Raw genomic sequence first — 20,032 nt, 5'->3', positions numbered from 1 at the left:
AAACGTCACATCGGCGCTCTAGGAAGCTAGGGCGCTGCGAAGCGTCGAAAAGGCCTCCGTGATTAACCGGCTAACTGGATGAGAAGAGACATGCTGGTCCCGCAGCTCACGCACGTGCCCGTCGTCGCCCGCAACGCCATGCGGGACGGACCGCGCGACAGCGCCACCCATCTGCGCCACGCCGCCGCCGTTCCCGCTCTCGGCGAGATCGAGATCGGCGGCAAGGCGTCGCGCGAGAGCGCCGGCGAGAGCCTGACCGTCATGGCCTGGAACGTCGAGCGGCTGCGCCATGTCGATGCGATCGCCGCAACGATCGCCGGCCAAGCGCCGCACGTTGTGCTGTTGTCGGAGGTCGACAAGGGCATGGCGCGCTCCGGCAACGGCCATCTTCTGAGCCGGCTTGCCGATCGTCTAGGCCATTCCTATGCCTATGGCGTCGAGTTCCTTGAACTCGGCGCCGGCAATGAGGCGGAGCAAGCGGCAAATGGCGGCGCCGAGAACGTTGAGGGCTTCCATGGCAACGCCATAACCAGCGCCGTCCCGCTGCTGCGGCCTTTCCTCGTTCGGCTGGATGCGGCCGGCGCCTGGTTCCTGCCGGAGCACGGCCAGCCGCGCATCGGCGGCCGCATGGCGCTTGGCGGCCAGGTGATGGTGGGCGAGCGCCGAGTCACCGTCGTCTCGGTGCATCTCGAGAACCGTACGACGCCTGCCGGCCGTGCCGACCAGACGCGCCACCTCCTCGACGCCATCGACAGGTATGACGCGGAAGCGCCGGTCCTGATCGGCGGCGACTTCAACACGCTGACCGCCACCTATGAAGAGCGTCACACCGACCCGGCAGCATGGCAGGCTTGCATAGATGCCGAGCCGGACCGGCTGATGTGCCCCGACCGCCACGAGCCCCTCTTCGCCATCATGGCCGGGCGTGGCTACGATTGGCGCGACGCCAATGCGTTTGACAAGCCGACGCAGCGGCGCCCGGCGGGCGACACCACGCCCACCGGCCATATCGACTGGTTCTTCACCCGCGGCCTTGCGGCAAGCGCACCGGAGACGCTGCCGGCGGTGTTGCCGGACGGCAGTCCGAGCGCCGACCACGAGGCGCTGGTGGTTACGGTGCGGATAAGATAGCGGCCACGATCAGGGTTCGAGCGCCGCTTCCACCAGCCGCTTGGCGTCGGGGCTCGACCATTCGGCCGGGCCGTTCATATGCGCTATCAAGCAGCCTTCGCCGTCGATCAGCATGGTCACGGGAAGCCCGAGCGCCAGCCCGCGCGTCTTCGCTTCATTGAACAGCGCGATCGTCGGGTCCCGGTAGAAGCCGAGCGTCTCGACGCCGATTTCCTTGAGGAACTTCTTCGGCTTCGCGTCGTCGCCGGTGTCGACATTGACCGCGACGACCTCGAAGGCATTGCTGCCCTTTTCCTTCTGCAGCGCATCGAGCGCCGGCATCTCGGCGCGGCACGGCGCGCACCATGTGGCCCACAGATTGAGCAGCACGGTCTTGCCGGCATAGTCGGCGATTGTCATTGGCTTGCCGTCGGGGCCGTTGAAGGCCAAGCTCTTCAGCGATTGCGGCGGATCGGCCGGCTGCAGCGCCGCGACCTGGCCGACGGCCTTGGCGGCGACCTGCTTGGCGCGGGCGGCCTTTGGCGCGCAGGCGGCATCGTCCTTGCCGGCGACCGCGACGGCCTTCTCGGGAGCGTTGTTGCCAGAACCGCTCTCGCTGACATATACCGCGACCGCGCCGGCCAGCACGCCCGCCACCAAAGCGGCGAGGATGAGGCGCGTAGTCGGAAAAAACAATCTCTTGCCGTCTGCCATTTTCAAAACTGCTCCGGAGCACGGGTTATAGCGATGAGCAACAAGAAGGCCAGCAACCAGATGTGGGGCGGACGTTTTGCCTCGGGTCCGGCCGCGATCATGGAAGCGATCAATGCGTCGATCGGCTTCGACCGCAAGCTCTATGCGCAGGACATAAGCGGATCGATCGCCCATAGCGAGATGTTGGCTCAAACGGGCATTATTTCGGCCGCCGATCAAGAAAAAATCGCTCACGGGCTGAACACGATCTTGAAAGAGATCGAGGCCGGCACGTTCGAATTCTCGACCAAGCTGGAAGACATCCACATGAATGTCGAGGCCCGCCTTGCCGACCTGATCGGCGCGGCGGCGGGACGCCTACACACCGCCCGCTCGCGCAACGACCAGGTGGCGGTCGACCTCCGGCTCTGGGTCAAGCAGGAGTGCCAGCGCGTCGCCCTGGCGCTGAAGGACCTGATCGCCGCGTTCCTGGAACGCGCCGAGGAACATGCGGCAACCGTCATGCCCGGCTTCACCCACATGCAGGCGGCGCAGCCGGTGACCTTCGGCCACCACTTGATGGCCTATGTCGAGATGTTCGGCCGCGACCTCTCGCGCGTCCGCGACGCCATCGAGCGCATGGATGAAAGCCCGCTGGGCGCCGCGGCCCTTGCCGGCACGAGCTTCGGAATCGACCGCCACATGACGGCGAAGGCGCTGGGTTTCCGCGAGCCGACGCGCAATTCCCTCGACAGCGTTTCGGACCGCGACTTCGCGCTCGAGTTCCTGAGCCTCGCCGCGATCTGCGCGACGCACCTCTCCAGGCTCGCCGAGGAGATCATTATCTGGTCGACGCCGCAATTCGGCTTCATCCGCCTGTCGGATTCCTTCTCCACCGGCTCCTCGATCATGCCGCAGAAGAAGAACCCGGACGCTGCCGAGCTGGTGCGCGGCAAGACCGGCCGCGTCAACGGCCATCTCGTCGGCCTGCTGACCGTGATGAAGGGCATGCCGCTGACCTACGGCAAGGACATGCAGGAGGACAAGGAAGCGGTCTTCGACGCCGCCGAGACGCTCGACCTGATGCTGGCGGCGACCGCCGGCATGGTGCGCGACATGACCGTCAACGCCGCCGCCATGAAGAAGGCCGCAGGCGCCGGTCACGCCACCGCGACCGACCTAGCCGACTGGCTGGTGCGCAATCTGGGCCTCCCCTTCCGCGAAGCCCATCATATCACCGGCCGCGCCGTGGCGCTGGCCGAGGAGAAGAAGCTCGGGCTGGAAAAGCTCTCGCTGGACGACCTGCGCTCGATCCATTCGGGCATCACCGACGACATCTTCTCGGTGCTTGCCGTGCAGAATTCGGTGAAGAGCCGCACGAGCTTCGGCGGCACCGCGCCGTCGGAAGTGCGAAAGCAGATCCGCTACTGGAAAAAGCGGCTCGCCAAGGCTTAATGCATGTCGCCCAGAAGTGTGCAGCGGTTCTGGGTAAACGACATGCATCAAAACAATTGCCGGGATGCAAAGCGCTGAGAACTCGGCTAAAAGCGCAGCACGCAATCAGTTTCGAACGGATGGATCGATGACCCGTAGCAGGATTTTGGTGACGCTGGCGCTGCTGGCTGCGGTAGTCACCGTCACGGCCTGCGGCAGGAAGACCGGCCTCGACACGCCTTATGAGGCGGCGGAGCAGGCGCGCAAGGATGCCGAACGCGCCAAGCAGCCGGTGCCGCCCGAGCCGGACAAACCGGTCAAGGACAGGAAATTCATCCTCGACCCCCTGCTCTAGAGCCGGTGAGATCGACCCGGTCCCATCGAGCTTCAACCTTCCGGAACCGAACCCGTGAACCATTTCGACTACCGCGACGGCGTTCTTCATGCCGAGGACGTCGCGATCCCCGACATCGCAGCCGAGGTCGGCACGCCCTTCTATTGCTATTCGACCGCGACGCTGACCCGGCATTTCCGCGTCTTCAGAGAAGCTTTCGCCGGCCTCGACGCACTGGTCTGCTACGCCATGAAGGCGAATTCCAACCAGGCCGTGCTGAGGACGCTGGCCAGGCAGGGCGCCGGCGCCGACGTGGTCTCCGAAGGCGAATTGCGCCGCGCTTTGGCCGCCGGCATCCCGGCCGGCAAGATCCTGTTTTCCGGCGTAGGCAAGACGGCGCGCGAGATGGACTTTGCGCTTTCGGCCGGCATTCTCTGCTTCAACGTCGAATCCGAGCCTGAGCTGGAGCTTTTGTCGGCGCGCGCCGTGGCCCTCGGCAAGGTGGCGCCCGTCTCGCTGCGCATCAACCCGGATGTGGATGCCAGAACGCACAAGAAGATCTCGACCGGCAAGGCCGAGAACAAGTTCGGCATTCCCTGGCAGCGCGCGCGGCAAGTCTATGCCCGCGCGGCTGAACTGCCCGGGATCAAGGTAACCGGCATCGACACCCATATCGGCAGCCAGATCACCGAATTGCAGCCTTTCGACGATGCCTTCGCATTGCTGGTCGAGCTGGTCGGAGCGCTGCGCGCCGACGGGCATGAGATCGCGCATGTCGATCTCGGCGGCGGCCTCGGCATTCCTTACCGCGTCGACAACAGCCCGCCCCCTTTGCCCGACGCGTACGCCGAAATCGTCAGGAAGCACGTCACCAAGCTCGGCCTGAAGGTGATGTTCGAGCCCGGCCGCCTGATCGTCGGCAATGCCGGCATCCTCGTGTCTGAGGTCATCTACGTGAAGGAAGGCGACGCCAAGAACTTCCTCGTCGTTGACGCCGCCATGAACGACCTGATCCGGCCGACGCTCTATGACGCCTTCCACGACATCAGGCCGGTGGTGCAGCCGCCTGCTTCGGCGCCGCGTATGAAGGTCGACGTCGTCGGGCCGGTCTGCGAGACCGGCGATTTCATCGGCCTCGACCGCGACCTTCCGGGATTGAAGTCGGGCGACCTGATCGCGGTTTCCACCGCCGGCGCCTATGGCGCGGTGCAAGCCGGCACCTACAACACCAGGCTCCTGGTGCCCGAGGTGCTGGTCGACGGCGACCGTTTTCACGTCGTGCGGCCGCGCCAGACCTATGAGGACCTGATTGGATTGGATTCGGTCCCCGACTGGCTGAAGTAACCGAGCGGCGCGCCTTAAGGAGCTGGCCCATGCTGGAAAAAAAGACGATCACGCGCGAACGCATCGGCGCCGTAGAGTCGCGCATCCGGCCCTATGTACGCCACACGCCGGTCATGCGCGTCGACATGGCGGATTTCGACCGGCCCGCCTTTCCGGTCGACCTGAAGCTCGAATGCCTCCAGCATTCCGGCTCGTTCAAGGCGCGCGGCGCCTTCACCAACCTGCTCGAACGCCGAGTGCCCGAAGCCGGCGTGGTCGCCGCGTCCGGCGGCAATCATGGTGCCGCCGTCGCTTACGCCGCCATGAAGCTCGGGCACAAGGCGACCATCTTCGTGCCCGAGGTCAGCCCGCCAGCGAAGCTCGCGCGCATTCGCGGCTACGGCGCCGAGCTGATCGTCGGCGGCGCGCGCTATGCCGAAGCGCTGGCCGCCAGCGAAGACTTCGCGGCCAGAACCAGCGCCTTGCAGGTGCACGCCTTCAACCAGGAAGAAACGCTGCTCGGCCAGGGCACGCTCGGCCTGGAGATCGAGGCCGACCTGCCCGAGATCGACACGCTGCTGGTCGCGGTCGGCGGCGGCGGCCTGATCGGCGGCATCGCGGCCTGGTTCGCTGGCCGCATCCGCATCGTCGCCATCGAGCCCGAGGGAGCGCCGACGCTTTACCGCGCCCTGGAGGCCGGCGAGCCGGTCGATGCGCCGGCCGAGGGCATCGCCGCCGATTCGCTGGCGCCGAAGCGCGTCGGCGAAATGATGTTTCCGATCGCCGAGGCCTTCGTCGAGCGCTCGATCCTGGTCAGCGACGACGACATCGTCGCGGCGCAGAAGGCGCTGTGGGACCGCGTGCGAATCATCGCCGAGCCGGGCGGCGCCGCCGCCTTCGCCGCCCTGCTTTCCGGACGCTATGTGCCCGGAGACGGCGAGCGCGTGGCCGTCCTCGTCTGCGGCTCGAACACGAATCTCGCCAATTTCTGATCATAACCGGCCAAACCGCTTCACGTTTTTTGGAACCCGCCTCGCCTTTGCCGTGTTTGCTGGTATCCTTCTGGCGATGACGTCCGGGCTATCGTGCCCGGGCAGGAAGGGCCGATGACCGAACGACCCATTTCCAGCGGCGAACGCAGCCGGGCCAGCGATGGACGCGGCTTTGCAGGGCGCTTGGCGCTCAGCCGGTTGGCGACGCGGGCCTCCATGACCTTCGAGCGCGCCTGGCCGCTCGTGCTGCCGCTGCTGGTCGTCGCCAGCCTGTTCTTCAGCTTTTCGTGGTTCGGCCTGTTCCCGCGCCTGCCCGACGCGGCACGCGTCGGCCTTCTGATCCTGTTCGGGCTGGCGGCGGTCGCCGCGCTCTACCCGCTGCGCTTCTTCCGCATGCCCTCGGCAGCCGAGATCGACCGGCGCATCGAGGCGGCGAACGAATTGCTGCACAGCCCGGTGCAGGTGCAGACCGACCGGCCGAGCGGCGCCGAGAGCATCTTCTCGCAGGCGCTGTGGCGCGAGCACCAGAAGCGCATGGCCGAACGGCTTTCGAGCCTCGGCGCCGACCGGCCGCGCACCGGCGTGCCGGACTACGACCGCTGGGGCTTGCGCGCCGTGGCGGGGCTGCTGTTCGTCACGGCGCTTGCCTTCTCCTTCGGACCCTTTGGCGGCAGGGCCAGCGACGCTTTTGTCGCCCGCGCCGCGCACGATGCCGTGCCCCCGCGCATCGACGCCTGGGTGACGCCGCCTGCCTACACCGGCAAGGCCCCGGTGTTCCTGACGGCCGATGCCAACCAGGCCGTCCAGACCTTTTCCGTTCCGCAAGGCAGCGACATCTCGCTGCGCGTCACCGGCGGTTCGGGCGAGGAGACGCTGAGCTATGCCGATCAAGGCGGCAATGACCGCGCCATTGAGCCCGCCGCGCCGAAAGGCCCCGCGCCTGCCGCCGGCCAGACCGCACCAAAAGTGCGCCAGTTCTCCGGCAAGCTGAACACCAACGGCACGCTGACGCTGAAATCCGGCGAAGGCGATCTTGGCCACTGGGCCTTTGCCGTCATTCCCGACAAGCCGCCGACGATCCGCTTCATCGGCGAGCCGAAGCGCGCCGTCAACGGCGCCATCGAGCTCAATTACGAGATCGCCGACGACTATGGTGCAGCCTCCGCCAAGGCCGTTTTCGAGCTGTCGGATCCGCCTGCCGCCAACGCGCATCCGCTCTACGGCGCGCCCGACATGCCATTGACGCTGCCGCGCCGCGGCGGCAAGCCGAGCGCGGCCAAGACGACCAAGGACCTGACCGAGCATGTCTGGGCCGGCAGCAATATCAAGCTGACGCTCACTGCAACGGACGACGCCGGCCACACGGCCACCAGTGAAACCAAAACGCTTGTCATGCCGGAGCGGCCCTTCGCCAATCCGCTGGCTAGAGCGGTGATCGAACAGCGCCGGCTGGTGGCGCTCGACACCAATGCCAAGCCGCGCGTTCTCGACCTGATGGATGCGGTCACGCTGCGGCCCGAGGACACGTTCGACAACATGTCGAACTATCTCGCCATCATGAGCGCGAGGAGCCGGCTGAAGCTCTCCGAGAGCGACGATCAGTTGCGCAACGTCGTGTCCTATCTGTGGGAGATCGCGCTCGGCATCGAGGAAGGCAACCTGTCGGCCGCCGAGCGGCGGCTGCGCCAAGCGCAGCAGGCGTTGCAGGACGCCATCAAGAACGGCGCCAGCGATCAGGAGATCGAAAAGGCGATGAAGGAACTGCGCGAGGCGATGAACCAGTTCCTGCAGGAATTCGCCCAGCGAGCGCAGCAGAACCCGAATGCGCCGCAGATGCAGCAGAACGGCCGCGAGCTGCGCCAGAGCGATATCGACCGCATGATGGACCAGATCGAGAATCTGGCCAAATCGGGCGATCGCGACAAGGCCCAGCAGCTTCTCTCCGAGCTGCAGGACATGATGAACAACCTGCAGGCCGGCCGCCAGCAGCCGGGCGGCGAGCAGGACAGCGAGATGCGCCAGCAGATGGACAAGCTCGGCGACATCATGCGCCGCCAGCAGGAAATGATGAACGACACCTTCCGGCTGGACCAGATGCAGCGCGGGCAGCGTGGTGAAGGCGGCGAGCAGCAGCAGCTTGGCGAGGATGGCGAACAGGGCCAGTCCGACGACCAGCAGCAGCGGCCCGGTCCCGGCCAGGACCGCGATCCGCTGGGCCGGCCGAAAATGTCGCCGAAGGATTTGGCCGATGCGCTGAAGCAGCTGCAGGAAGGCCAGGGCCAATTGCAGAGCGAGCTCGATCAGTTGAAGAAAGGCCTCGAAGGCCTGGGCATGGAGCCCAATGAGGGCTTTGGCGAGGCCGGCAAATCGATGGGCAATGCCGAACAATCACTCGGCCAGGGCGACGGTGATCAAGCCGTCGGCCACCAGGGCCGCGCACTGGAAGCGCTGCGCCGCGGCGCCAAGGAAATGATGAAGCAGATGCAGGCCATGCAGGGCGACCAGGGCGGCAGCGAGCAGGGCGGCCGCCAGCAGGACGCCGATCGCGACCCGCTGGGACGACCCCGCGCCACCAACGGTCCCGATGACGGCACCTCGGTCAAGGTGCCCGACGAGATCGACGTCCAGCGTGCCCGCCAGATCCTCGACGCGATCCGCAAACGGCTCGGCAACGCGCTCAGCCCCGATATCGAGCGCAGCTATCTCGAGCGGCTGCTGGAGCTGAAATAGTCCGTCATCGGCGTTGCGAGATTGCCCTGCACGTTCAGAACCGGTAGCGTCATGGCCGAGAGCACAGAGCGATGATCGATTTCTGGTTTTCCATCGGCAGCACCTACACCTACCTTTCGGTGATGCGACTGGCGAAGATCCAGGCTGAGACCGGCATCGAGTTCCGCTGGCGGCCGTTCAACGTGCGCTCGATCATGATCGAGATGGACAATATCCCCTTCGCCAAGAAGCCGGTGAAGGCCGCCTATATGTGGCGCGACATAGAGCGTCGCGCGGCGATGTACAGGATGGTGCCTAAACTGCCCGCGCCCTACCCGCTTGCCGAACTTGAGCGCGCCAATCGCGTCGCCGTCATTGCCGCGCGGGAGGGCTGGTGCGAGGCCTATGCCAGGGAGAGCTACCGACGCTGGTTCGAGATGGGTGAGCCGGCCGGCAGCGAGCCGAACATCTCGGCAAGCATCAAGAAAGCGGGGCAGGAACCGGAGCCGATCCTGCGGGAGGCCGACAGCGATGCCGCCAAGGCTGATCTCGCCGCCGCGACCGAACAAGCCAAGGCGCTCGGCATTTTCGGCTCGCCGAGTTTCGTCGTCGACGGCGAGCTGTTCTGGGGCGACGATCGCCTGGATGATGCCATGCGCTGGCTCAGGCAGATTGAAAGTGGCCCGCCGGACTAAAGCCCGGCCGCCGCGCCCGCCTGCCGGGTCAGCATGAACGCCTCGCGTATGGCGTTCTCCATGCCGTCGATCGCTTCGCCGGTCGCCAGCGGATTGCGGTGCAGGACGACGTTGGAGGAATCGATGTCGCCGAAACCGTCGGCGGCCGTCAGTTCGCGGCAATCAGGCGGGATGTTGCTGCGCGAGATCGGCGCGATCGCCAGGCCGGACGTGACGGCGAGCGTCAGGCCGCCATTGGTGTCGCTGGTGTAGGCGACGCGGTAGTCGAGGCCGCGCTGCTGCAGCGACTTGATGGCGAAGTCGCGGCACCAGCCGTTGCGGCTGTAGAGCGCGATCGGCACCGGCCGTTCCTCATGCATGTGGTGCAGCGTCGAGGTCACCCAGACCGTCGGGTCGTGCATCAGCACCTCGCCGCCGGAAGAGCCCTCCCATTCGAACACCACCGCGAGGTCGAGCTCGCCGGCCGCGAGCGCCCGCACCTGCGAATCCGAATGCGCGTAGCGCACTGTGACCTCGACGCGCGGATGGCGCTTGGCGAATTCGCCCAGCGCCCGCGACAGGATCGAACGTCCATACTCGGCCGGAATGCCGATGCGCACCAGCCCGCCCAGCGGCGGCGCCACCAGGGAGGCAGCGGTCTCGTCCAGCAGAGAGACGATGCGGCGCGCGTTGGCGATGAGCTCGCCGCCGCGGCGCGTCAGCGCCACGCCGCGCGAGCCGCGCTCGAACAGATTGTCGCCGACCATGTCCTCCAGCTTCTTCATCTGCATGGACACGGCCGATTGCGTGCGCCCGGCTTTCTCCGCCGCGCGGGTGAAATTGCCGGTTTCGGCCACCGCCACGAAGGTGCGCAAGAGATCGCTGTCGAGGACCGGTCGCATCGAGTCGCCATAAGCAAAGTTGATTGCTGGCATCATTCCAATTCGTTTGCCAGATGTCAAACGCCGCAGGATAGTCATGACACCCATTGGATATGCGGCCGCGAAATCGGTCGCGGACCAATCGAAGAGTCCTCACTCGTACCCGCTGCCTGAAAATGGTGGCGGGTTCTTTTTCGCTGGATAGATCATGCAGAACCGGACGGTGCTTGGCATTCTGAGCCTCTGCCTCGGCGTGCTGGTTTTTTCACTGCAGGATCCGCTGGTGAAGGCGGTTTCGGGCGGCTATCCGGTGACCGAGGTGATGGCAATCCGCGCCATCGTCGCGTTGCCGATCCTGATCGTGCTCGTTCAGGCCGATGTCGGCCTGAAGGCGGTGCTGTCGAAGCGGGCAGGCATGCTGACGCTGCGCGCCTTCATCCAGTTCTCGTCCTACACGGTCTATTATCTGGCGATCGCCGCCTTGCCGCTGGCCGATGCGGTGGCGCTCTATTTCATGGCGCCGCTGTTCATCATGGCGATGGCCGGTCCCTATCTCGGCGAGCGCGTCTCATGGAAAACCCTGTCGACGGTGCTGATCGGCTTGGTTGGAGTGCTGGTGATGGTGCGCCCTGGCGCCGGCGTGTTCGACTGGGCGGCGCTGCTGTCGCTGGGCTCGGCCTTCCTCTACGGCTTCTCGCAACTGATGGCGCGCCGTATCGGCGACACCGAATCATCGACCGTGATGGCCTTCTATCAGAACGGCGCCTATCTCAGCGGCGCCATCGCCGTCGCAACCGTCTTCCACCTTGCCGGCATCACCCATGCGGCGCATCCGAGCGTCGAATTCCTGGTGCGGCCATGGGTATGGCCGACAATGCCGGACTTCCTGAAGATGGCCGCCTGCGGCCTCGTCGCGTCCGCCGGCATGATCCTGCTCTCGCAGGCCTACCGGATGGCGCCGGCCAATCGCGTCGCCACCTTCGAATACACAGGCATCCTGTGGTCGCCGCTGTGGGGTTTCCTGTTCTTCGCCGAAGTGCCGCGTGAAACCACGGTGCTGGGCGCGGCGCTGATCATCGGCGCCGGCCTGCTTGCGCTCAGCGGCGGACGTCGGCGAAGTGCGGCGCCGGCCGCCGCTGTCACGGCCGATGCGGTATCAAGCGAAGCAGCTTAATGCCTTGCCGACGCGGCCACGGATCTCGGCAAGCGTGAACGGCTTCTGCACGACGTCGAGGATGATGCCGTTGAGCTCCTCGGCGCGCTCGCGCTGGTCGGCATAGCCGGTCATCAGCATGATCCGCATCGTCGGGAACTCTCTTGCAGCCGATGTCGCCATCTCGATGCCGTCCATCTCCGGCATGCGGATGTCGGACACCACCAGATCGAAACCGCCGCGCGCCTGCCGGATCATGTCCAGCCCCTGCGCGCCGTCGGTGGCGATGGTGACATTATGGCCATCGCGCTCGAGCGCGCGGGCAGCGAGGGTGCGGACGGACTCATCGTCCTCGACGATCAGAAGCTTTGCCATGCCGAGATAGATGCCGCCGAAACGTTGATGTTTTCTGAAAATTCTAACGATCGGCGGTTTTTCGGGATGGCGCCGCCTTCTCAGGCGTCGCCTTTCACCACCCCGACAAACGGCAGCTCGCGGAACGCATGGGCCACATCCATGCCGTAGCCGACGACGAAATAGTCCGGGCAGTCGAAGCCCACATAATCGGCGTTGAGCGAGGTCTGGCGGCGCATCCGCTTGTCGAGCAGCACCGCGATGGCGCAGCTCTTGGCGCCGCGCGAAAGCATCAGGTCGCGGGTGTAGGAAAGCGTCTTGCCGGATTCGAGTATGTCGTCGATCAACAGCACGTCGCGGCCGGCGACCTCGTTGTCGATGTCGCGCAGCACCCTGACCTCGCCGCTGGTCGTGCCGGCGCCGTAGCTGGAGATGAAGATGAACTCGACTTCCGGCGACAGGCCGACATCATGCATGGCGCGGATGAGATCGGCGGCGAAGACGAACGAGCCCTTGAGAATCGAGATCACCAGCAGGTCGTGGTAGTCGCGCCCGGCGATTTCCTTGGCGAGTTCGAGATTGCGGCGCGCGATCGCCGACGCCGAAAACAGGACCTCGATGTCCTTGCCGCGTACAACTGGCATTCTTTTGTCCTTCAAAACCACCTAGGACGCCAGGCGCTAGATGTGTCGAGATTCAGGTCAGGCCGAGTCGAGAACGATGGCTTCCGAGAACCGGAGCGGAGCGTACTTGAAGTACGTGAGCACCGGAAGCGAAGGAAGCTCTCGTTCGCAGGCCGGCCTCACCTGAATATCGACACACCTAGCCGGCGAAGATTACGGAGACTGTCCTTACGCCGTCTTTAGGCACATCGAGGCGGCTCGAAAAGCCGAATCTTTCGCCCGGGCCTAGCGAACGGTTGAATGTCCCCAGCCTGTAGCGGATGATATTGGAATTGTTATCGGTGACGCGGATTTCGAGCGGCGGCAGCGTTTCCGACTTCATCCCGTCATTCGCCGCCTCGCCATCCACGAACAGCACCGGCTTCAATCCCGACGCATCGATGCGCGACGTTACGCCGGAAATGGTGAGCGCGCTCGACGGCGCAGCGGTTGCCCAGAAAGGGCCCTGCCGGACCAGCGCATGACCACCCGACACCCAGAAGGATGCGAGCGCTACGCCGACGCCGGCTATCCAGAACAACGGACCGCCACGCGAGGATCGCGACGGCGCCGCCTCCGGCCTGCGCAGCATGCCCATGCCGCCGATCGATGGCGTCGACGGCATCTGCGGCGGCGGTGCCGATTCTGGATAAGCGGCAAAACGCGGCAGCACCACATAATCGGCATCGACGATGTCGGCCGCATCGAACGTGACGCGTTCCGGCACGGCATTTGTTGCCGTGCCGGTCATGATTTCGCCGGAAACAGGGCGCGCGGTTCTCTCGTCAGCCATTACGGCACCAGTGCAGTCTTCGTTTCTTTTGCGTAAACGCAATTGGTTAACGCTTCCCCACCGAAATGGCTTTTGATGCATGCTGGACGTTGCAAAATTAACCGCCGGTTAACCACGCCGGCCGATGGTCTGTTAAGATAGATTGTGGCGCGTCGCCGCCGAGAGTTTCCAGGTCGCCGAACGTGATCCGCTTCGAAAATGTCGGCCTCCGCTATGGCATGGGTCCGGAGATCCTCCGCGACATCTCCCTGCACATTCCGGAGCGCTCCTTCCAGTTCCTGAGCGGCCCTTCGGGCGCCGGCAAGACGACCTTGCTGCGCCTTTTGTTCATGTCGCTGAAGCCGACGCGCGGCCTGATCACCATCTTCGGCAAGGACCGCTCGCGCATTTCGCGCGGCGAGCTGCCGCTGCTGCGCCGCCGCATCGGCGTGGTGTTCCAGGACTTCCGCCTGCTCGACCATATGACGACCTACGAGAATGTCGCGCTGCCGCTGCGCGTGCGCGGGCGCGAGGAAGCGGGCTACCGCACCGACGTCACCGAGCTGCTGAAATGGGTCGGGCTCGGCGACCGCATGCATGTGCTGCCGCCGGTGCTGTCGGGCGGCGAGAAGCAGCGCGCCGCGATCGCCCGGGCCTTGATCGAACAGCCGGAGATCCTGCTTGCCGACGAGCCGACCGGCAATGTCGACCCGCCGCTGGCGCGCCGGCTGCTAAGACTGTTCATCGAGCTCAACCGGCTAGGCACCGCCGTGGTGATCGCCACCCACGACCTCGGCCTGATGGAACAGGTCGATGCGCGTCGCATGATCCTGGCCGGTGGAAGGTTGGACGTTTATGACTGACCTTCCGGCCGATCACCTCCACGATGAAGCCGAGGCGCCGGTGACGGTCCGGCGTGTCCAGCGCAAGACGGCGCCGATCGTGCCGGCGCAGAACATCGCTGGACGGGCGCTGGTGCTGGTCATCGCCATCATGACCTTCCTGTCCTGTCTCACCTTCGGCGCCGTGACGCTGGTGCGCGATACCGCCTCCGTCTGGGAGAACCAGATATCGCGCGAGGCGACGATCCAGATCAAGCCGGCCGACGGTTTGGACATGGAGGCGGCCCTTGCGCAGGCCTCGCAGATCGCCAGCGAGTTCCCCGGCGTGAAGGGCACCAAGATCATCGACCGCGACGCGACCGCGCGTCTTCTGGAACCGTGGCTGGGCAGCGGCCTCAACATCGATGAGCTGCCGGTGCCGCGCCTCATCATCGTCACCATCGACGAGGCCAGCCCGCCCGACTTTGCCGCCATGCGCGCCGCCATCACGCCGAAAATACCGACCGCGGCACTCGACGATCACCGCACCTGGGTCGACCGGCTGGTCGCCATGGCGCGCACGACCGTGACGATCGGCATTGCCGTTCTGGTGCTGATGCTGTCGGCAACCGTGCTGACGGTGGTGTTCGCCACGCGCGGCGCCATGGCCGGCAACGGCCACATCATCGAGGTGCTGCATTTCGTCGGCGCCGAGGCGCGCTTCATCGCGCGCGAATTCCGCTGGCATTTCCTGGTCACCGGCATGAAGGGCGCGGCCGCCGGGGGCGCCCTGGCGATCGCCGTCTTCATCGTCTTTTCCTGGTGGTCGTCGCGCAACATGGCGACGCCCCAGGCCGACCAGGCAACCGCGCTGTTCGGCAATTTCGCCATCGGTTCGGCCGGTTATCTCGGCGTCGGCCTGATGGTGCTGGTGATCGGCGCGCTGACCGCAGCCACTTCGCACGCGACCGTCGTCGCCTATCTCAGCGACATCGACGTTCGCCAGCCGGATGCGGGCTGACCGATGAGATCAATCCGGAAACCGGCGCAAAGCGCTATATTCAAACGGGACAATGATCACGCGTGGGACACCTGCCGTAACGCAATGTGCGCCGTCTCACCTATCAACGGCCGCATTTCGGAGTTAACCATTAGAGGCTTTCAGGATTAACCGGGGATGATGGAAGCGCGGGATTCGATCGAGACGGCTGGACGAATGCCGGCGATGCGTGTGCGCAGCGCTGCCTTCGCCGGGTTCGGTCGTTTGAGGCTCGCCCTGCGCGTCTGCGGTTTCGTGGTTCTCGCCGCGCTGGTGCTTTTTGCCGGCGGCTTCGGCTGGTTTGCCGACAAGGTCAGCCATATGACGACTCCGGCCAATCCGGCCAGGGCCGACGCCATCATCGTGCTCACCGGCGGGCAGTCGCGGCTCGACGCGGCGATGGACCTGTTGGCCTCCGGCAAGGGCGAACGGCTGCTGATCAGCGGCGTCCATCCGTCGGCAACCAAGCGCCAGCTGCAGGCGGCGATGGGCGGCGACAAACAGCTCTTTTCCTGTTGCGTCGATATCGACCGCGCCGCGCTCGACACCATCGGCAATGCCGAGGAAAGCGCCAAATGGGTGGAAAACCACGCCTATGGCAGCATCATCATCGTCACCAACAATTACCACATGCCGCGCAGCTTGCTCGAGATGGGCCGGCTGCTGCATGGCGCGCGCCTGGAGCCCTATCCGGTGGTCAATACCAATCTCGGCAACGGCGGCTGGCTGACCAAGCCGGAGGCCCTGCGTGTGCTGCTCACCGAATACAGCAAATATGTGCTGTCTCTGGCGCGCGGCTTCCTGCCGCTGCGCACGACGCCCGAGGGCGTCACACTGGCGGAAGCCTCGACCGTGGTGAAGAATTAAACGTCAGCCGCCGCGCAGGCGCGCAATCTCCTGCTCCAGGCCGGCGATGCGCCGGTCGCGCTCGGCAAGGGCGGCCGCGACATCCGCCGCCTCGAAGCGCTGCGGGATGTGCTGCGGGCAATTGGCGTCCCAGGCGGAGACCGTGAACAGGATCGCCTGCTCCGGCCGCGCCTTGTAGTCCGCGGGCATCAGCTTCGCCGTCAGCTCCGGGTCATTCTCGACGACGCGCGCCCTGCCCCAGATCTTGATGCGCTGCCGGAGCATATAGTCGATCAGGAACAGGAAGGCCTGGTCATTGTCCTCGAGATTGCCCTGGGTGATGAACTGCCGATTGCCGGAAAAGTCCGCAAAGCCGATCATGTGCTCGTCCAGCACCTTGAGGAAACCGGCCGGCCCACCGCGATGCTGGATGTAGGGCTGGCCTTCGGCGTTGGCCGTCGCCAGGAACACGCTGGTCTGTGCTTCGATGAAGGCGGCAAGATCCGGAGCGATCGTTGCCCGCCAGCCGCCGTGCTGCTCTACGCGCGCATAGGAATTGCGCGACCCCTTGCGGGACTGGATGGCCTTGACGGTAGGCGTGAAGGCGACGTCGCTGGTGAATTCATTCATGCTGGCGCTCCGCGGACAGGATCGCACATCAGTTAGGCTCTTCCGAAAACCGGATGTAGAGAGCATGTTTGCAATCTATCTTTCCATATTTCGGAAGAATAATGGACCGCCTCAACGCTATGTCCCTGTTCGTTGCCACGGTGGAGGCCGGCAGCCTTTCCGCTGCAGCCAAGCGCGCCGGCGTGCCGCTGCCGACGGTGAGCCGCAAGCTTTCCGAACTGGAGAAGCATTTGGGGACGCGTCTGCTCAACCGCTCGACGCGGCGCCTGACGCTGACCGATGCCGGCCAGTCCTATCTTGCCGCCTGCCGTCGCATCCTCGACGAGGTGAGCGAGGCCGAGCGCGATGCTGCCGGCGAATATTCGAGCCCGACCGGCGAGCTGGTCATCACGGCGCCGGTCGTGTTCGGCCGCCTGCATGTGCTGCCGGTGATCGCCGGCTTTCTCGCCGTCTACCCGCAGGTGGATGTCCGCTTGACCCTGTCGGACCGGATCACCCAACTGGTCGAGGAGCATATCGATCTCGCCCTGCGCATCGGCGAGCTGCCGGATTCCGCCATGGTTGCAATCCGCATCGGCTCGATCCGCCGTATCGTCTGCGCAAGTCCCGCCTATCTCGCCTTGCATGGCACGCCGGCGACCCCGCAAGACCTTGCCGGCCACGACTGTGTCACCTTCGAAGGTCTCGCCGCTCCCGCGGCATGGAGCTTCGGAACCGGCAAGACGGAAACGACAATCCCTGTTCGCTCGCGCCTGCAAGTCAACACCGCCGAAGCGGCCATCGATGCCGCGATTGCCGGGCTCGGCCTGACGAAAGTGCTCTCCTACCAGGCGGATGCCGCGGTGCGCGCCGGCGCGCTGCGGCTGGTGCTGCAGGCCTTCGAACCGCCGCCCTGGCCGGTGAGCCTCGTCCATGCCGGCCAGGGCCGGCTGCCGGTAAAGCTGCGCGCCTTCCTCGATTTCGCCGCGCCGCGTCTCAAGGAACGGCTGGCTCGGTCACTCTAGCGGCACCATTCGACAATGGCGGCGTTTCCTTTTTGCCGCCGCTTGGTGTAACCAACGCACACTTCCTCACGGGCCCCTTGCATGCTCATCATCCGCTCGCTGGCGTTCAACTTCGTCTTCTATCTCAGCCTGATCGTCCAGATGATCTTCTGGACGCCTTTCTATTTCCTGTCGCCGCGCCACCGCGCCTGGTTCGTGCCGAAATTCTGGTCGCGCACCTCAATGTGGCTCTATGACAAGATCGCCGCGACGAAGAGCGAGATCACGGGTGTCGAGAACCTGCCCGAAGGCTCCTTCATCCTGGCGCCGAAGCATCAGTCCTTCTGGGACGCGATCGCCTTCTTCCCCTATCTCGACGACGCGCTCTACATCCTGAAGCGCGAGCTGACCTGGATCCCCTTTTTCGGCTGGTACATCTTGAAAATGCGCATGATCCCGGTCGATCGCGGCAACCGTTCGAAAGCGCTGAAGGCTGTCGTCGTCGCGACCAGGCAGGAGATGAACCGCAATCCGCGCCAGCTCATCATCTATCCCGAAGGCACGCGCCGCCCGCCGGGCGCCGAGCCGTCCTACAAATACGGCATCGTCGAGCTCTACACGCAGCTCGGCGTTCCTGTGGTCCCGGTGGCTCATGTCGCCGGCCTCTACTGGCCGCGCCGCAAGTTCCTGCGCTATCCCGGCACCATCAAGGCCCGCTTCCTGCCGCCGATCCCGCCAGGGCTCGGCAAGGAGGAATTCATGCAGCGGCTGATCGGCGAGATCGAGGCCGCCTGCGACCAGATGCTTATCGAAGCGGCGCAGGCGCCGAACCCGCCGCCCATGCCGCCGACGGCGGTGAAGCGGCTGGCGGAACTCGGCGTAACCGCGAAGACCTGATCGGCTACCGCAGCACCGCCAGCAGAGTCGTCAGCACCAGCGTGGCGGCAAACACCAGGTTGATGATCCGCGAGGCCAGCGGATGGCGCAGGACGCGTGCGAACGCCGTTCCGGCAAGCAGCCACACGACGTGGATGGCGACGATCATGGCGGCAAGCACCAGCAGCCTGGTGGAGACGCCGAGCGCATCGGCCTGCGACGCGGCGCCGGCGAAAACCGCTGCGATCGCCACATAGGCTTTCGGGTTGGCGACGGCGAGCATGAAGCCGCCAAGGAAATCAGGCTTCGTCGCCGTGCTTCCGCGCTCGGCCAATGGCGGCGCTGTCGCTATTTTGAAGGCGAGATAAAGGATGTAGCCTGCCGAGGCGACCGCCAGCACCGGCGCCACTCCCGGCACCGAGGTCAGCATGCCGAAAATCCCGCCCGCCACCGCCAGAAGCACGGCTATCGTGCCGAGCACCACGCCAGACGTGTAACCCAGGGAAGGACGCAGACCGAAAGCCGCGCCGACGGCGGTCACGCTGATCGTCGCAGGTCCCGGACTGCCCATGACGACCGTCGCCGCCACGATAAGCGCCAGCACCTGCTGCCAGGTCTGCGCCTCGTTCAAGATGCCATCGGCCATGCCGAACGCTCCTGCCGCCGCGATGCGACAGGATTTAGGAGGGATCGTCATGGCCGTCTTGGACGTTCGTGCGCAGCGCCCGTCTCAGGCGCTGGCCCGGTCCAATGCCGCGATATCGTCGGCCGAAAGCTTGAGCGACGCGGCGCGGATTAGGCTATCCATCTGGGCCAGGGTCGTGGCGCTGGCGATCGGCGCGGTGACGCCAGGCCGCGCGATGATCCAGGCCAGCGCCACCTCCGCCTGCTTGGCCGAATGGCGCTCGGCCACGGCATCGAGCGCGGAAAGGATGCGCATGCCGCGCTCGTTGAGATATTCGGCGACGTCTTCGCCGCGCGCGCTCTGGCCGAGATCGGCCTTGCTGCGGTATTTGCCGCTCAGGAATCCCTTTGCGAGGCTGAAATAGGTGATGACGCCGATATCCTCGGCTTTGCAGAGGTCGAGCAGCGGTCCGTCGAGCGACGAGCGGTCGTACAAATTGTATTCGGGTTCCAGCACCTCGTAACGTGGCAGGCTGCGCAAGCTGGCGACGTCGAGCGCGGCGCGCAGCTGCCCGGCATCGAGATTGGAGCAGCCGGGATAGCGGATCTTGCCCTTTTCGAGCAGCCGCTGATAGGCACCGAGCGTTTCCTCGTAAGGCGTGGCCGGATCCGGCCAGTGCGACAGATAGAGGTCGATGACATCGGTTTGCAGCCGCTTCAGTGAAGCGTCGACCGCCTTTTCGATATAGGCAGCGGAGAGGTCGCGCTTGCCCTGGCCCATGTCCGAACCGACCTTGGTGATGACGATGACCTGATCGCGGTTGCCGCGGCTCTTCATCCAGTTGCCGATGATCGTTTCCGATTCGCCGCCCTTGTTGCCGGGAACCCAGCGCGAATAGGCATCGGCCGTATCGACGGCGTTGAAGCCGGCAGCGACGAACCGGTCGAGCAGGTCGAAGGAGGTCTTCTCGTCGGCGGTCCAGCCGAAGACGTTGCCGCCCAGGACCAGCGGCGCGATGGAAAGGTCGGTGCGACCGAGACGACGTTTCTGCAAGACTGATCTCCGTGATGCTGGAACGGGCCTGACGCCCAAGGAATGGGATGCCGCTAAGCTAGGTCGCG

21 protein-coding genes are annotated in these 20,032 nt (G+C 65.3%); 13 read left to right on the top strand and 8 right to left on the bottom strand.

What is annotated here, in order from left to right:
- The first annotated feature begins 90 nt into the window (after positions 1-90).
- On the top strand, positions 91-1,131 hold the full coding sequence (locus LB538_RS18300; protein WP_224527453.1) for an endonuclease/exonuclease/phosphatase family protein: 1,041 nt from the start codon (positions 91-93) through the stop codon (positions 1,129-1,131).
- Between the two features lie 9 nt (positions 1,132-1,140).
- Here the strand turns inward: LB538_RS18300 and tlpA are convergent, their stop codons facing one another.
- On the bottom strand, positions 1,141-1,824 hold the full coding sequence (tlpA, locus tag LB538_RS18295) for a thiol:disulfide interchange protein TlpA (protein WP_224527451.1): 684 nt from the start codon (positions 1,822-1,824) through the stop codon (positions 1,141-1,143).
- Positions 1,825-1,857: 33 nt separating this feature from the next.
- Here tlpA and argH point away from each other — a divergent pair, with 33 nt between their 5' ends.
- The 6 genes from argH to LB538_RS18265 all read left to right on the top strand — a co-directional run bounded on the left by argH (position 1,858) and on the right by LB538_RS18265 (position 9,290).
- Positions 1,858-3,258 carry an argininosuccinate lyase gene (gene argH, locus LB538_RS18290; protein ID WP_224527450.1) on the top strand — a complete coding sequence of 467 codons (1,401 nt, stop codon included), beginning with the start codon at positions 1,858-1,860 and terminating at the stop codon, positions 3,256-3,258.
- 127 nt (positions 3,259-3,385) lie between these two features.
- The gene (locus tag LB538_RS18285; RefSeq protein ID WP_224527448.1) at positions 3,386-3,592 is read left to right on the top strand and encodes a lipoprotein; all 207 of its coding nucleotides are present in this window, start codon (positions 3,386-3,388) and stop codon (positions 3,590-3,592) included.
- A 54-nt stretch (positions 3,593-3,646) separates the two neighbouring features.
- The gene (gene lysA / locus LB538_RS18280) at positions 3,647-4,915 is read left to right on the top strand and encodes a diaminopimelate decarboxylase (RefSeq protein ID WP_224527447.1); all 1,269 of its coding nucleotides are present in this window, start codon (positions 3,647-3,649) and stop codon (positions 4,913-4,915) included.
- 29 nt (positions 4,916-4,944) lie between these two features.
- Positions 4,945-5,886, top strand: a complete 942-nt coding sequence (locus tag LB538_RS18275; RefSeq protein WP_224527445.1) for a threonine/serine dehydratase — start codon at positions 4,945-4,947, stop codon at positions 5,884-5,886.
- A gap of 114 nt (positions 5,887-6,000) precedes the next feature.
- Complete coding sequence (locus LB538_RS18270; protein ID WP_224527443.1) at positions 6,001-8,616, top strand: TIGR02302 family protein; 2,616 nt, start codon at positions 6,001-6,003, stop codon at positions 8,614-8,616.
- Between the two features lie 71 nt (positions 8,617-8,687).
- Positions 8,688-9,290, top strand: a complete 603-nt coding sequence (locus LB538_RS18265; protein ID WP_224527440.1) for a 2-hydroxychromene-2-carboxylate isomerase — start codon at positions 8,688-8,690, stop codon at positions 9,288-9,290.
- On the opposite strand, the gene LB538_RS18260 is transcribed toward LB538_RS18265, so the two are convergent.
- Positions 9,287-10,171 (bottom strand): LysR family transcriptional regulator, encoded by an 885-nt coding sequence (locus LB538_RS18260; RefSeq protein ID WP_095767564.1) that lies wholly within the window; start codon positions 10,169-10,171, stop codon positions 9,287-9,289. The genes LB538_RS18265 and LB538_RS18260 overlap by 4 nt on opposite strands.
- A 187-nt stretch (positions 10,172-10,358) precedes the next feature.
- Between LB538_RS18260 and LB538_RS18255 the strand changes: the two genes are divergently transcribed.
- Positions 10,359-11,324: a DMT family transporter gene (locus LB538_RS18255; RefSeq protein ID WP_224527437.1), complete on the top strand. Its 966-nt coding sequence runs from the start codon at positions 10,359-10,361 to the stop codon at positions 11,322-11,324.
- Here LB538_RS18255 and LB538_RS18250 read toward each other — a convergent pair.
- The 3 genes from LB538_RS18250 to LB538_RS18240 all read right to left on the bottom strand — a co-directional run bounded on the left by LB538_RS18250 (position 11,307) and on the right by LB538_RS18240 (position 13,112).
- Positions 11,307-11,678, bottom strand: a complete 372-nt coding sequence (locus LB538_RS18250; RefSeq protein WP_224527434.1) for a response regulator — start codon at positions 11,676-11,678, stop codon at positions 11,307-11,309. The genes LB538_RS18255 and LB538_RS18250 overlap by 18 nt on opposite strands.
- Positions 11,679-11,758: 80 nt before the next feature.
- Positions 11,759-12,301 carry a hypoxanthine phosphoribosyltransferase gene (hpt, locus tag LB538_RS18245; protein ID WP_095767471.1) on the bottom strand — a complete coding sequence of 181 codons (543 nt, stop codon included), beginning with the start codon at positions 12,299-12,301 and terminating at the stop codon, positions 11,759-11,761.
- A 178-nt stretch (positions 12,302-12,479) separates the two neighbouring features.
- A complete protein-coding gene (locus tag LB538_RS18240) occupies positions 12,480-13,112 on the bottom strand; it encodes a hypothetical protein (RefSeq protein WP_224527431.1) in 633 nt (210 codons plus the stop codon).
- A gap of 182 nt (positions 13,113-13,294) precedes the next feature.
- Here LB538_RS18240 and ftsE point away from each other — a divergent pair, with 182 nt between their 5' ends.
- From ftsE to LB538_RS18225, 3 genes are all read left to right on the top strand, one after another.
- Entirely contained in the window at positions 13,295-13,954 is a 660-nt protein-coding gene (gene ftsE, locus LB538_RS18235; RefSeq protein ID WP_126091697.1) for a cell division ATP-binding protein FtsE, read from the top strand.
- Complete coding sequence (locus LB538_RS18230; RefSeq protein ID WP_224527428.1) at positions 13,947-14,933, top strand: cell division protein FtsX; 987 nt, start codon at positions 13,947-13,949, stop codon at positions 14,931-14,933. Before ftsE ends, LB538_RS18230 begins: the two co-directional genes overlap by 8 nt.
- Positions 14,934-15,089: 156 nt before the next feature.
- Positions 15,090-15,818, top strand: a complete 729-nt coding sequence (locus tag LB538_RS18225) for a YdcF family protein (RefSeq protein WP_224527424.1) — start codon at positions 15,090-15,092, stop codon at positions 15,816-15,818.
- A gap of 3 nt (positions 15,819-15,821) precedes the next feature.
- On the opposite strand, the gene LB538_RS18220 is transcribed toward LB538_RS18225, so the two are convergent.
- Positions 15,822-16,427: a pyridoxamine 5'-phosphate oxidase family protein gene (locus tag LB538_RS18220; RefSeq protein ID WP_224527421.1), complete on the bottom strand. Its 606-nt coding sequence runs from the start codon at positions 16,425-16,427 to the stop codon at positions 15,822-15,824.
- 101 nt (positions 16,428-16,528) lie between these two features.
- On the opposite strand from LB538_RS18220, the gene LB538_RS18215 reads away from it, so the two are divergent.
- Both LB538_RS18215 and LB538_RS18210 read left to right on the top strand, forming a co-directional pair.
- The gene (locus tag LB538_RS18215; protein ID WP_224527419.1) at positions 16,529-17,431 is read left to right on the top strand and encodes a LysR family transcriptional regulator; all 903 of its coding nucleotides are present in this window, start codon (positions 16,529-16,531) and stop codon (positions 17,429-17,431) included.
- Between the two features lie 81 nt (positions 17,432-17,512).
- On the top strand, positions 17,513-18,307 hold the full coding sequence (locus LB538_RS18210; RefSeq protein WP_224527416.1) for a lysophospholipid acyltransferase family protein: 795 nt from the start codon (positions 17,513-17,515) through the stop codon (positions 18,305-18,307).
- A 4-nt stretch (positions 18,308-18,311) separates the two neighbouring features.
- Here LB538_RS18210 and LB538_RS18205 read toward each other — a convergent pair whose 3' ends face one another.
- Together LB538_RS18205 and LB538_RS18200 are read right to left on the bottom strand one after the other, a co-directional pair.
- Entirely contained in the window at positions 18,312-18,932 is a 621-nt protein-coding gene (locus LB538_RS18205; RefSeq protein ID WP_224527413.1) for a LysE family translocator, read from the bottom strand.
- 84 nt (positions 18,933-19,016) lie between these two features.
- Positions 19,017-19,964: an aldo/keto reductase gene (locus tag LB538_RS18200; RefSeq protein WP_224527410.1), complete on the bottom strand. Its 948-nt coding sequence runs from the start codon at positions 19,962-19,964 to the stop codon at positions 19,017-19,019.
- Positions 19,965-20,032 lie beyond the last annotated feature (68 nt).

Origin of the sequence: Mesorhizobium sp. Ca11 (assembly GCF_020165275.1) — a bacterium.
Taxonomy (GTDB): Bacteria; Pseudomonadota; Alphaproteobacteria; order Rhizobiales; family Rhizobiaceae; genus Mesorhizobium.
Note: the sequence above shows the minus strand (reverse complement) of the source record. Positions and strands in the feature narration are given on the sequence as shown.

What these genes read in the sequence shown, in the direction of transcription:
- LB538_RS18275 (WP_224527445.1), top strand. Translation starts at nt 4,945, where the DNA reads ATGCTGGAAAAAAAGACGATCACGCGCGAACGCATCGGCGCCGTAGAG.
- hpt (WP_095767471.1), bottom strand. Translation starts at nt 12,301, where the DNA reads ATGCCAGTTGTACGCGGCAAGGACATCGAGGTCCTGTTTTCGGCGTCG.
- LB538_RS18205 (WP_224527413.1), bottom strand. Translation starts at nt 18,932, where the DNA reads ATGGCCGATGGCATCTTGAACGAGGCGCAGACCTGGCAGCAGGTGCTG.
- argH (WP_224527450.1), top strand. Translation starts at nt 1,858, where the DNA reads ATGAGCAACAAGAAGGCCAGCAACCAGATGTGGGGCGGACGTTTTGCC.
- LB538_RS18270 (WP_224527443.1), top strand. Translation starts at nt 6,001, where the DNA reads ATGACCGAACGACCCATTTCCAGCGGCGAACGCAGCCGGGCCAGCGAT.
- LB538_RS18210 (WP_224527416.1), top strand. Translation starts at nt 17,513, where the DNA reads ATGCTCATCATCCGCTCGCTGGCGTTCAACTTCGTCTTCTATCTCAGC.
- LB538_RS18240 (WP_224527431.1), bottom strand. Translation starts at nt 13,112, where the DNA reads ATGGCTGACGAGAGAACCGCGCGCCCTGTTTCCGGCGAAATCATGACC.
- LB538_RS18260 (WP_095767564.1), bottom strand. Translation starts at nt 10,171, where the DNA reads ATGCGACCGGTCCTCGACAGCGATCTCTTGCGCACCTTCGTGGCGGTG.
- LB538_RS18225 (WP_224527424.1), top strand. Translation starts at nt 15,090, where the DNA reads ATGATGGAAGCGCGGGATTCGATCGAGACGGCTGGACGAATGCCGGCG.
- LB538_RS18255 (WP_224527437.1), top strand. Translation starts at nt 10,359, where the DNA reads ATGCAGAACCGGACGGTGCTTGGCATTCTGAGCCTCTGCCTCGGCGTG.
- tlpA (WP_224527451.1), bottom strand. Translation starts at nt 1,824, where the DNA reads ATGGCAGACGGCAAGAGATTGTTTTTTCCGACTACGCGCCTCATCCTC.
- LB538_RS18265 (WP_224527440.1), top strand. Translation starts at nt 8,688, where the DNA reads ATGATCGATTTCTGGTTTTCCATCGGCAGCACCTACACCTACCTTTCG.
- LB538_RS18250 (WP_224527434.1), bottom strand. Translation starts at nt 11,678, where the DNA reads ATGGCAAAGCTTCTGATCGTCGAGGACGATGAGTCCGTCCGCACCCTC.
- LB538_RS18215 (WP_224527419.1), top strand. Translation starts at nt 16,529, where the DNA reads ATGGACCGCCTCAACGCTATGTCCCTGTTCGTTGCCACGGTGGAGGCC.
- LB538_RS18300 (WP_224527453.1), top strand. Translation starts at nt 91, where the DNA reads ATGCTGGTCCCGCAGCTCACGCACGTGCCCGTCGTCGCCCGCAACGCC.
- LB538_RS18230 (WP_224527428.1), top strand. Translation starts at nt 13,947, where the DNA reads ATGACTGACCTTCCGGCCGATCACCTCCACGATGAAGCCGAGGCGCCG.
- LB538_RS18220 (WP_224527421.1), bottom strand. Translation starts at nt 16,427, where the DNA reads ATGAATGAATTCACCAGCGACGTCGCCTTCACGCCTACCGTCAAGGCC.
- LB538_RS18285 (WP_224527448.1), top strand. Translation starts at nt 3,386, where the DNA reads ATGACCCGTAGCAGGATTTTGGTGACGCTGGCGCTGCTGGCTGCGGTA.